This window comes from Archangium lansingense (genome assembly GCF_026626635.1).
Lineage (GTDB): Bacteria > Myxococcota > Myxococcia > Myxococcales > Myxococcaceae > Archangium > Archangium lansingense.
In genome coordinates this window covers 5,882,603-5,894,754 of record NZ_JAPNKA010000001.1, presented here as the reverse complement: position 1 = coordinate 5,894,754, position 12,152 = coordinate 5,882,603, and the positions used below count along the sequence as shown (strand labels likewise).

Sequence of the window (12,152 nt, the reverse complement as noted above, 5' to 3'; positions counted from 1 at the left end):
TGCTGGTGGAGTGGAACGACACGCGCGCGGACTACCCTCGCGAGGCCACGCTCCACTCGCTCGTGCAGGCCCAGGCGCACCGCATTCCCGACGCGCCCGCGCTCGTGTCCGAGTCCGGCACCCTCACCTACCGCCAGCTCACTGAGGCCGCCACGCGCCTCGCCCTGCACCTGCGCTCGCTCGGTGCGGGCCCGGACACCCGCGTCGCCATCTCCTTCGAGCGCTCCCCCGAGCTGCTCGTCTCCATCCTCGGGACGCTCGAGGCCGGCGCCGCCTGGGTGCCGCTCGATCCCGAGTACCCCGCCGAGCGTCTGGCCTTCATGCTCGAGGACAGCGGAGCCCAACTGCTCCTCACCCGCTCCGCCCTGCTCGAGGCGCTGCCCGCCACCCATCAGGCCCGGGCCGTCTGCCTGGACTCGTTGGAGACGCTGGAGTCGCTGCCCGCACCCGCTCCGGGCACCTCGCTGCCCCAGACCTCTGCCGACAGCCCCGCCTACGTCATCTACACCTCCGGCAGCACCGGCCGGCCCAAGGGTGTCCAGGTGGCCCACCGCGCCGCCGTCAACCACCTGTCCTGGCGCCAGCGGGAGTTCCCCATGGGAGCCCAGGACGCTTTCCTCCAGAAGGCTTCCTTCAGCTTCGACATCTCCGTCTGGGAGATGTTCGCCCCGCTGCTGGCCGGCGCACGCCTGGTGCTCGCGCGTCCCGGTGGCCAGAGGGATCCCGAGTACCTGGTGCAGGCCGTGGTGCGGCACGCCATCACCCACCTGCACTTCGGCCCCGCGCCCCTGACGGCCTTCCTGCAGACGCCCGGCGTCGAGCAGTGCCAGTCGCTGCGCTTCGTCTTCTGCGGCGGCGAGCCCCTCACCGCCGAGCTCCACTCGCGCTTCGTCTCCACGCTGAGGGCGCGGCTCGTCCACCAGTACGGGCCCACCGAGACGTGCATCGACAGCACCGCCTGGGTGAGCCCGGCCCACCCGGTGTCCACGCTCCCCATTGGCCGCCCCGTCGCGAACACCCAGGTGTACGTGCTGGACGAGCGGCGGCAGCCGCTGCCCCCGGGCCTTCCCGGCGAGCTGCACATCGGCGGCGACGGCCTGGCCCTGGGCTACCTCCACCGCCCGGAGCTCTCCGCCGAGAAGTTCATCCCGGATGCATTCAGTGGTGTCCCCGGCGCGCGTCTGTACCGCACGGGCGACAAGGTGCGCTGGCTCGCCGACGGCACGCTCGAGTTCCTCGGCCGCATCGACTTCCAGGTGAAGGTGCGTGGCTTCCGCATCGAGCTGGGAGAGGTGGAGTCCGTCCTGGCCCGACACCCCGCGGTGGGCCAGTGCCTCGTCCTCGCCCGCGAGGACAAGCCCGGCGACAAGCGCCTGGTGGCCTATGTCGTCGCCTCCGCCGAGCAGGCCCCCGCCACCTCCGAGCTGCGCTCCTTCCTCCAGGAGAGGCTGCCCGAGTACATGGTGCCCTCCGCCTTCATGGTGCTGGAGAAGCTGCCACTCACGCCCAACGGCAAGGTGGACAGGAGGGCGCTGCCTGCCCCGGAGGCCACGGTCTCCGAGGTCGGGTACGTCGCCCCGCGCACCGCCACCGAGGAGCAGCTCGCCGCCATCTGGGCCGAGGTCCTCTCCGTGCCTCGCGTCGGCGCCGAGGATCACTTCTTCGAGCTGGGCGGCCACTCACTGATGGCCACCCAGGTCGTCGCCCGCCTGCGCTCGGCCTTCCAGGTGGAGCTGCCCGTGCGCGCGCTCTTCGAGGCGCCCACCCTCTCCGCGCTCGCCCGCCGGCTCGATGAGGCCCAAGGCCAGGGCAGGACTGCGCGTCCGGTGCCCGCGCTGCGGCCCGGGTCCCGCCCGAAGAGCATCCCGCTGTCCTTCGCCCAGCAGCGGCTGTGGTTCCTGGATCAGCTCGAGCCCGGCAGCCCCGTCTACAACATGCCCGTGGCCGTCCGCTTCCAGGGCGCCCTGGACGTGTTGGCGCTGGAGCGGGCCTTCTCGGCGCTCATCGAGCGTCACGAGGTCCTGCGCACCACCTTCCAGCTCGAGGGCGAGGAGCCCATCCAGGTCATCTCCCCGACCGTGGCCGTGCCGCTGACCGTGGTGGACCTGGGCGCCCTGCCCGAGGACCAGCGCGAGCCCGAGCTGCGCCGTCTCGCGGGCGAAGAGGCCGTGCGCGCCTTCGACCTGGTGCGCGGCCCCCTGTTCCGCATCACGCTGCTGCGTCTGAACGCAGGGGATCACGTACTGCTGATGACGATGCACCACATCGTCTCCGACGGCTGGTCCACCGGCGTGCTCATCCGTGAGCTGGCCGCGCTCTACCAGGGCCTGACCTCGGGGCGGCCCGCCACCCTGCCCGCCCTGCCGGTGCAGTACGCCGACTACGCGACGTGGCAGCGCGGCTGGTTGCGGGACGAGGCGCTGGAGGCCCAGCTCGCATACTGGCGCCAGCAGCTCTCCGAGGCCCCCCGCGCCCTGGAGCTGTCCACCGACAAGCCGCGGCCCGCGGTCCTGGCGCATCGCGGTGCCCTGGAGAGCACGCGGATGCCCCGCGAGCTGGGCCTGGCCGTCACGGAGCTCGCCCGGAGCGAGGGCGCCACGCCCTTCATGGTGCTGCTGGCGGCGTGGCAGCTGCTGCTGGCGCGCTACTCGGGCCAGGACGACATCTCCATCGGCTCACCCATCGCTGGCCGTACCCAGGCGGAAACGGAGAGCCTCATCGGCTTCTTCGTCAACACCCTGGTGCTGCGCACCCGGCTCGACGGCAACCCCACCTTCCGCCAGTTGCTGGCCCACGTGCGGGAGACCGCCCTGGGTGCCTACGCCCACCAGGACGTGCCCTTCGAGAAGCTCGTCGAGGAGCTCCAGCCCGAGCGCGACCTGAGCCGCACGCCGCTCTTCCAGGTGATGTTCACCCTGCAGAACACGCCCCGGCAGGAGCTGTCCCTGCCCGGCCTCACCCTGCGCTCGCTCGACGCCACCCACCAGATCGCCAAGTTCGAGCTCTCGCTCACCTTCTCCGAGGCCCCGGACGGACTCGCCGCCCACCTCGAATACGACACCGACCTCTTCTCCAAGGCCACCGCCTCGCGCATCCTCGAGCACCTGCGCGTGCTGCTGGAGGGCATCATCGCCGGTCCGGACCAGCGTCTGTCCGAGCTGTCCCTGCTCTCCGGCGCCGAACGCCACCAGGTGCTGGAGGCCTGGAACGACACCGCCGTGCCTTCCGAGCAGGGCGTCTTCGTCCACCAGCGCTTCGAGGCCCAGGCACACCGCACGCCTGACGCCCCCGCGCTCGTCTTCGACTCCGGCCAGCTCACCTACGCCGAGCTCGACGCGCGCTCCACGCAGCTTGCCCACTACCTGCGCTCGTTGTGCGTCGGCCCCGAGGTGCGCGTCGCCGTGTGCATGGAGCGCTCGCCCGAGATGCTGGTGGCCCTGCTCGCCATCCTCAAGGCGGGTGCCACGTACGTCCCGCTCGATCCTTCCTACCCCTCGGAGCGCCTGGCCTTCATGCTCCAGGACTGCGGCGCCTCGTTGCTCCTCACCCAGGACGCCCTCGCCTCGCTGCTGCCCACCGGGCCCATCCTCGTGTGCCTCGACACCTGGTGGCAGGAGCCCATCGAGCCGCTGCCCGCCCCGCCCCTGGTCTCTGGCGTCCACGCCGACTCCCCGGCCTACGCCATCTACACCTCGGGCAGCACCGGCCAGCCCAAGGGCACGCTCATCACCCACCGCGCCCTGGCCAACCACATGGCCTGGCTGCTCTCCACGTTCGGCCTCACCTCCGAGCACCGGGTGCTGCTCAAGACGCCCCTCTCCTTCGACGCCTCCGTCTGGGAGTGCTGGGCTCCGCTGATGATGGGCGCGCCCCTGGTGCTCGCCCCGCCCGAGGCCCACCGCGATCCGGCCGCACTCGTCGAGTGCGTGCTGCGCCAGCGCGTCTCCGTGCTCCAGGTAGTGCCCTCGATGCTGCGCTTCCTGCTGGACGAGCCCGCCCTCTCGCGGGCCACGCACCTGCGCTGGCTGTTCTGCGGAGGTGAGGCGCTCGCCTCGGAGCTGGCGCCCCGGCTCGCGGAGGCATTGCCCGAGGTGCGGCTGGTCAACCTCTACGGCCCCACCGAGGTCACTATCGACGCCACCTTCGCCCAAGCCACGGCCGAGGCGTCCGGCCCCTCCATTCCCATTGGCCGCCCCGTGGCCAACACCCAGGTGTACGTGCTGGACGCGGCGCTGCAGCCGGTGCCTCCGGGAGTCCCAGGCGAGCTCTTCATCGCCAGTGCCCAGCTCGCGCGTGGCTACCTCGGCCGTCCGCACCTCACCGCCGAGCGCTTCCTGCCCAACCCCTTCAGCGCCACGCCGGGTGAGCGCATGTACCGCACCGGTGACCGGGTGCGCTGGCTGGCCAACGGCTCGCTGGAGTACCTGGGCCGCATCGACTTCCAGGTGAAGCTGCGCGGCCAGCGCATCGAGCTGGGGGAGATCGAGTCCGCCCTCAGCCGTCTGCCCGGTGTCCGTCAGGCGCTGGTCCTGGTGCGTGAGGACGTGCCGGGCAACCAGCGGCTGGTGGCCTACCTCACCGCGACGGAAGGCCACACGCTGGAGTCCGAGGCCCTGCGCTCCGGCCTCCAGAGGCTGCTGCCCGAGTACATGGTGCCCTCCGTCTTCATGGTGCTGGAGGCGCTGCCGCTCACGCCCAACGGCAAGGTGGACCGGAAGGCCCTGCCCGCCCCGGAGCACACCCTCTCCGAGGCCGGGTACATCGCCCCGCGCACCGCCACCGAGGAGCAGCTCGCCGCCATCTGGTCCGAGGTCCTCTCCGTGCCCCGCGTGGGCGCCGAGGACGACTTCTTCGAGCTGGGTGGCCACTCCCTGCTGGCCACCCGCGTCCTCTCCCGGCTGCGCTCGGCCTTCCAGGTGGAGCTGCCCGTGCGAGCCCTCTTCGAGGCGCCCACCCTCTCCGCGCTCGCCAGGAGGATCGACGAGGCCCGCGCCAGCCAGGGCCGGAGTGCGCTCCAGGTGCCCGCGCTGCTGCCTGCTCCGCGCACCGGTGACATCCCGCTGGCCTTCGCCCAGCAGCGGCTGTGGTTCCTCGACCAGCTCGAGCCCGGCAGCTCCGTCTACAACATCCCCTCGGCCTTGCGGCTCTCCGGCCAGCTCGACACCGAGGCCCTGCGCCGCGCCTTCGAGGCGCTCGTGCTCCGTCACGAGTCCCTGCGCACCACCTTCGCCTCTCGCGACGGCCAGCCCATCCAGCGGATTGCCCCGGAGCTCTCCATCTCGCTGGACGTGCAGGACCTGAGCGACGTGCCTGCTTCCGAGCGGGAGGCGCGGGCCCGTGACCTGGTCCAGAAGGAGACGTCGCGCCCCTTCGATCTCGCCAACGGTCCGCTCATTCGTACCGCCCTGCTGCGACTGGACGCCCACGACCACGTGCTGCTCGTCACCGTGCACCACATCGTGTCGGACGGTTGGTCCACGGGTGTGCTCGTGCGCGAGGTGGCCTCGCTCTACCGGGCCTTCGCTTCCGGCCAGCAGCCCAACCTACCGCCGCTGCCCATCCAGTACGCCGACTTCGCCCTCTGGCAGCGCTCGTGGCTGCAGGGCGAGGTGCTCGACACGCAGCTGGGTTACTGGAAGCGGCAACTGGGTGATGCGCCGACCCATCTGGAGCTGCCCACCGACAAGCCGCGTCCTCCCATGCAGACGTTCCGGGGTGACAGCGTGCCCGTGGCGCTGCCCAAGGCGCTCTCCGCGTCCATCAAGTCGCTCTCCACTCGCCTGGGCGTCACCCCCTTCATGACGCTGCTGGCCGGCTTCCAGGTGTTGCTCTCGCGCTACTCGCGTCAGGACGACATCTCCGTCGGCTCGCCCATCGCCGGCCGCCGCAGCACCGAGCTCGAGGGCCTCATCGGCTTCTTCATCAATACGCTCGTGCTGCGCTCGCGCTTCTCACCGGAGGCCTCCTTCCGCGAGCTGCTCCTCCAGGTGCGTGACACCACGCTCGGCGCCTACGAGCATCAGGACATTCCCTTCGAGAAGCTCGTCGAGCAGCTCAAGCCTCAGCGCGATCTCAGCCGCTCGCCCCTCTTCCAGGTGATGTTCATCCTGCAGAACACGCCCTCCGAGGCGCTGAACCTGCCGGGCCTCACCCTGAGCCCGGTGCAGCAGTCGAGCACCACGGCCAAGTTCGACTGGACGCTCGCGCTCACCGACACGCCCAACGGTTTCGCGGGAGGCCTCGAGTACAACACCGACCTCTTCGAGCGCGACACCGTGGTCCGCGCCGTGGAGCACCTGCGCATCCTGCTCGAGGCGGCCATCTCCAACCCGGAGACCCGCCTCTCCACGCTGCCCCTGCTCTCCGAGGCCGAGCAGCACAAGCTCCTGGTGGAGTGGAACGACCTCCCCCTCGACTACCCGCGCGAGGCCACCCTCCACGAGCTCTTCGAGGCCCAGGCCGCCAGGACTCCCGACGCCGAGGCCCTCATCGACGGCACGCGCTCGCTCACCTACGCCGAGCTCAATGCCCGCGCCAACCAGCTCGCTCACTCCCTGCGCGCTCTCGGAGTCACCGCCGAGACGCCCGTGGGCATCTGCTCCAAGCGCTCCGCTGATCTCGTCGTCGGTCTGCTCGGCATCCTCAAGGCTGGCGGCCTCTACGTCCCGCTCGACCCTGCCTACCCCCGCGAGCGTCTGGGCTTCATCATCGAGGACGCTCAGCTGCGCTTCCTCGTCGCACAGTCCTCCGTCATCGACAGCCTGCCTGAGCACTCCGCCCACGTGATGCTGCTCGACAAGGACTCCGAGTCCCTCTCTCGCTCCAGCACCAGCAACCCCGTCCGTGCGGCCTCCAGCTCCAACCTCGCCTACCTCATCTACACCTCCGGTAGCACCGGCCGCCCCAAGGGCGTCTCCATCGAGCACCGCAACGCCGTCTCCTTCCTCTCCTGGGCTCGCACTGTCTTCTCTCCGGAGCTCCTCTCCGGAATGCTTGCCTCCACCTCCATTGCCTTCGACTTGTCCGTCTTCGAGCTCTTCCTCCCCCTGAGCCTCGGCGGCACCGTCATCCTCGCTGGCAATGCTTTGGAGCTGCCCTCCCTGCCCGCTGCTCAGCGTGTCTCCCTCGTCAACACCGTCCCCTCCGCCATGGCGGAGCTGCTGCGCTCCGGCGGCCTCCCCTCCTCCGTCCGCGTGGTGAACCTCGCCGGTGAGCCCCTGGCCACCTCTCTCGTCCAGCAGCTCTACCGCCAGCCCGGCCTCTCCCTCGTCTACGACCTCTACGGGCCCTCCGAAACCACCACCTACTCCACCTTCACCCTGCGTCACTCCGACAAGCCCGCCACCATCGGCAGGCCCATCTCCGGCACCCAGGTCTACCTGCTCGACGAGCGGCTCCAGCCCGTGCCCACGGGCGTGCCCGGCGAGGTCTTCATCTCGGGCGCCGGTGTCTCCCGCGGCTACCTCGGCCGCCCGGAGCTCACCGCTGAGAAGTTCCTCCCCGACCCGTTCAGCACCACTCCGGGCGCTCGCATGTACCGCACCGGTGACCTCGCGAAGTACCGCGCCGACGGCAACCTCGAGTACCTCGGCCGCACCGACTTCCAGGTGAAGGTGCGCGGCTTCCGCATCGAGCTGGGTGAAATCGAAACCGTCCTCGACAAGCACTCGGGTGTCCGTCAGGTCGTCGTGGTGGCCCGCGAGGACAGGCCCGGCGACAAGCGCCTGGTGGCCTACCTCACGCCCTCGGGCGAGCAGGCTCCTACCGCCGCCGAGCTTCGCGCCCACCTCAAGCAGCACCTGCCCGAGCACATGGTGCCCTCCGCCTTCGTCGTGCTCGAGCAACTCCCCCTCACCCCCAACGGCAAGATCAACCGCAAGGCCCTGCCCGCTCCAGAGGCCAGCAGCGACTCCGCCACCGAGCACATCGCCCCGCGCACGCCTACCGAGGAGCTGCTCGCCTCCATCTGGTCCGAGGTGCTCTCCGTGCCCCGCGTGGGCGCCGAGGACAACTTCTTCGAGCTCGGCGGCCACTCGCTGCTGGCCACCCGTGTCCTCTCCCGCGTGCGCACCGCCTTCCAGGTGGAGCTGCCCGTGCGCGCCCTCTTCGAGGCGCCCACCCTCTCCGCGCTCGCGCTCGCGCTGGAGACTGCCCAGCGCACCCGGAGCGATCTGCAAGCCGTACCGCGGCGCCCCTCTACTCACGAGGGAGACCTCCCGCTCGCGTTCTCGCAGCAGCGGCTGTGGTTCCTCGACCAGCTCGAGCCCGGCAGCCCCGTCTACAACATCCCCGTGGCCCTGCGGCTCTCCGGCCAGCTCGACACCGAGGCCCTCCGCCAGGCCTTCCAGGAGCTCGTGCGCCGTCACGAGTCCCTGCGCACCACCTTCGCCTCTCGCGACGGCCAGCCCATCCAGCTCATCGCGCCCTCACTCCTGGTTCCGCTCGAGGTGATGGAGCTCCAGGACGTGCCCGCCTCCGAGCGCGAGGCCGTCGCCCAAAGACTGGCCCATCAGGAGGCCCAGCGCCCGTTCGATCTGGCCAACGGTCCGCTCCTGCGCGCCAGCCTGCTGCGTCTGGCCCCGGATGACCACGTACTGCTCGTCACCCTGCACCACATCATCTCCGATGGTTGGTCCATGGGCGTGCTCGTGCGTGAGGTGGCCGCGTTCTACGCCGCCTTCGCCTCCGGCCAGCAGCCGTCCCTGCCGCCGCTGCCCGTCCAGTACGCCGACTTCGCCCTCTGGCAGCGCTCGCGGTTGCAGGGCGAGGTGCTCGAGGCACAGCTCAACCACTGGAGGCAGCAGCTCTCCGGCGCTCCGGCACACCTGGAGCTGAGCACCGACAGGCCACGTCCTCCCATTCAGACGTTCCGGGGTGACAGCCTGCGCGTGGCCCTGCCCAAGGCGCTCTCCGAGTCCATCAAGGCCCTCTCCATGCGCCTGGGTGTCACTCCCTTCATGACGCTCCTGGCCGGCTTCCAGGTGCTGCTGCACCGCTACTCCGGACAGAGCGACATCTCGGTGGGCTCGCCCATCGCGGGGCGCCGTGGCACCGAGCTGGAGGGCCTCATCGGCTTCTTCATCAATACGCTCGTGCTGCGCTCGCGCTTCTCCGCGGACATGTCCTTCCGCGAGTTGCTGCTCCAGGTACGAGACACCACGCTCGGTGCCTACGAGCATCAGGACATTCCCTTCGAGAAGCTCGTCGAGGAGCTCCAGCCCCAGCGCGACCTCAGCCGCCCGCCTCTCTTCCAGGTGATGTTCATCCTGCAGAACACCCCCTCCGAGACGCTGAACCTCCCCGGCCTCTCCCTGCGCTCGATGCAGCAGTCGAGTGGTACCGCCAAGTTCGATTGGACGCTCGCGCTCAGCGACACCCCCGACGGCTTCATTGGAGGCTTCGAGTACAACACCGACCTCTTCGAGCAGGACACCATCGCTCGCGCCGTGGAGCACCTGCGCCTGCTGCTCGAGGCCGCCGTGGCCCACCCGGACACCCGGCTCTCCGAGCTGCCTCTGCTCTCCGAGGCCGAGCAGCACAAGCTCCTGGTGGAGTGGAACGACCTCCCCCTCGACTACCCGCGCGAGGCCACCCTCCACGAGCTCTTCGAGGCCCAGGCCGCCAGGACTCCCGACGCCGAGGCCCTCATCGACGGCACGCGCTCGCTCACCTACGCCGAGCTCAACGCCCGCGCCAACCAGCTCGCACACTCCCTGCGCGCTCTCGGTGTCACCGCCGAGACGCCTGTCGGCATCTGCTCCAGGCGCTCTGCGGACCTCGTCGTGGGCCTGCTCGGCATCCTCAAGGCCGGTGGTCTCTACGTCCCGCTCGACCCCGCCTACCCCCGCGAGCGCCTGGCCTTCATCATCGAGGACGCTCAGCTGCGCTTCCTCGTCGCACAGTCCGAGGTGACGGACAGCCTGCCTCCGCACTCCGCTCACGTCCTGCTGCTCGACAAGGACTCCGACGTCCTCGCTCGTGCCAGCACCAGCAACCCCGTCCGCGCTGCCTCCAGCGCCAACCTCGCCTACCTCATCTACACCTCCGGCAGCACCGGCCGCCCCAAGGGCGTCTCCATCGAGCACCGCAACGCCGTCTCCTTCCTCTCCTGGGCTCGCACTGTCTTCTCTCCGGAGCTCCTCTCCGGAATGCTTGCCTCCACCTCCATTGCCTTCGACTTGTCCGTCTTCGAGCTCTTCCTCCCCCTGAGCCTCGGCGGCACCGTCATCCTCGCTGGCAATGCCTTGGAGCTGCCCTCCCTGCCCGCTGCTCAGCGTGTCTCCCTCGTCAACACCGTCCCCTCCGCCATGGCGGAGTTGCTGCGCTCCGGCGGCCTCCCTTCTTCCGTCCGCGTGGTGAACCTCGCCGGTGAGCCCCTGGCCACCTCTCTCGTCCAGCAGCTCTACCGCCAGCCCGGCCTCTCCCTCGTCTACGACCTCTACGGGCCCTCGGAAACCACCACCTACTCCACCTTCACCCTGCGTCACTCCGACAAGCCCGCCACCATCGGCAGGCCCATCTCCGGCACCCAGGTCTACCTGCTCGACGAGCGGCTCCAGCCCGTGCCCACGGGCGTGCCCGGCGAGGTCTTCATCTCGGGCGCCGGTGTCTCCCGCGGCTACCTCGGCCGCCCGGAGCTCACCGCTGAGAAGTTCCTCCCCGACCCGTTCAGCACCACCCCGGGCGCTCGCATGTACCGCACCGGTGACCTCGCGAAGTACCGCGCCGATGGCAACCTCGAGTACCTCGGCCGCACCGACTTCCAGGTGAAGGTGCGCGGCTTCCGCATCGAGCTGGGTGAAATCGAAACCGTCCTCGACAAGCACTCGGGTGTCCGTCAGGTCGTCGTGGTGGCCCGCGAGGACCGGCCCGGCGACAAGCGCCTGGTGGCCTACCTCACGCCCTCGGGCGAGCAGGCTCCCACCGCCGCCGAGCTGCGCGCCCACCTCAAGCAGCACCTGCCCGAGCACATGGTGCCCTCCACCTTCGTCGTGCTCGAGCAACTCCCACTCACACCCAACGGCAAGATCAACCGCAAGGCCCTGCCCGCTCCGGAGGCCAGCGGCAACTCCACCACCGAGTACATCGCCCCGCGCACGCCCACCGAGGAGCTGCTCGCCCGCATCTGGTCCGAGATCCTCTCCGTGCCTCGCGTCGGCATCCGGGACAACTTCTTCCAGCTCGGCGGCCACTCGCTGCTGGCCACTCGCGTCACGTCGCGCCTGTACCAGGCCTTGGATCGACGCGTGAGCGTGCTCACGCTCTTCCAGAACCCGACCATCGAGCTCCTCGCCGAGGCGTTGCGCCAGCAGCAAGGCACCCCGGAAGCCCCGCGTGCGTTGCTGAGGCTGCAGGCCGGAGACTCCCAGCTGCGGCCCCTCTTCCTCGTCCACGCTGCGGGCGGCGGCGTGATGAGCTACACGGATCTCGTCGGCCAGCTCGGAACGGCCCGGCCCATCTATGCGCTGCGTGATCCCTCGCTGGAGGGCGTCGAGCCGATGCCCGCCTCGGTGGAAGTGATGGCGCGCCACTACGTCTCGCAGATCCGCGAGGTCCAGCCCCAGGGCCCCTACTATCTGGGAGGTTGGTCCTTCGGCGGCGTGCTGGCCTACGAGATGGCCCAGCAGCTCCAGGCCGCGGGAGAGAAGGTCGAGCTGCTCGCCCTGTTCGACACCCACGCGCCGGGTAAAAAGACCGAGCTGGATGAGCTGTCCCTCCTGTACGCCTTCTGCAACCTCATCGGACTGGCCTGGCAGCAGCTCCCGCTGGACTCCGCGCGGATGCTGCAGCTCAGCGGGCGCGAGCGGCTGGCCTACCTCCTGGAACAGGCGAGCACCGTCCTGGGCGGGTCCTTCATGGACCTCGACCAGGCCTGGCGGCTCTACGAGACCTACACGCGCCACATCCGGGCGCAGGTGAGCTACGAGCCCCGGCCCTACGCGGGGCCCGCCGTGCTCTTCAAGGCCCTCATCCAGCCCGAGCACACCGCCCCGGACGGCAAGCTCGGATGGAGCCAGTGGGTCACGGATGACCTCAAGGTCCTCGAGGTGCCCGGTGCGCACCACGACATGCTGAATGATCCCAACGCCGCCGGTCTGGCGGAACGGCTCATCCAGCTCATGCGAGCCCTGGAAGAACGGAACGCCGCGTAA

At 70.0% G+C, this 12,152-nt stretch carries 1 protein-coding gene (cut by a window edge); it reads left to right on the top strand.

Going from position 1 to position 12,152, the window contains the following annotated elements; translation table 11 throughout:
* A protein-coding gene (locus OV287_RS24250) for a non-ribosomal peptide synthase/polyketide synthase (RefSeq protein ID WP_267536408.1) crosses the window boundary here: on the top strand, window positions 1-12,152 show its 3' portion. The gene continues 25,159 nt to the left of window position 1, outside the view; only the last 12,152 of its 37,311 coding nucleotides appear in the window; the start codon falls outside the window, past its left edge; its stop codon occupies window positions 12,150-12,152.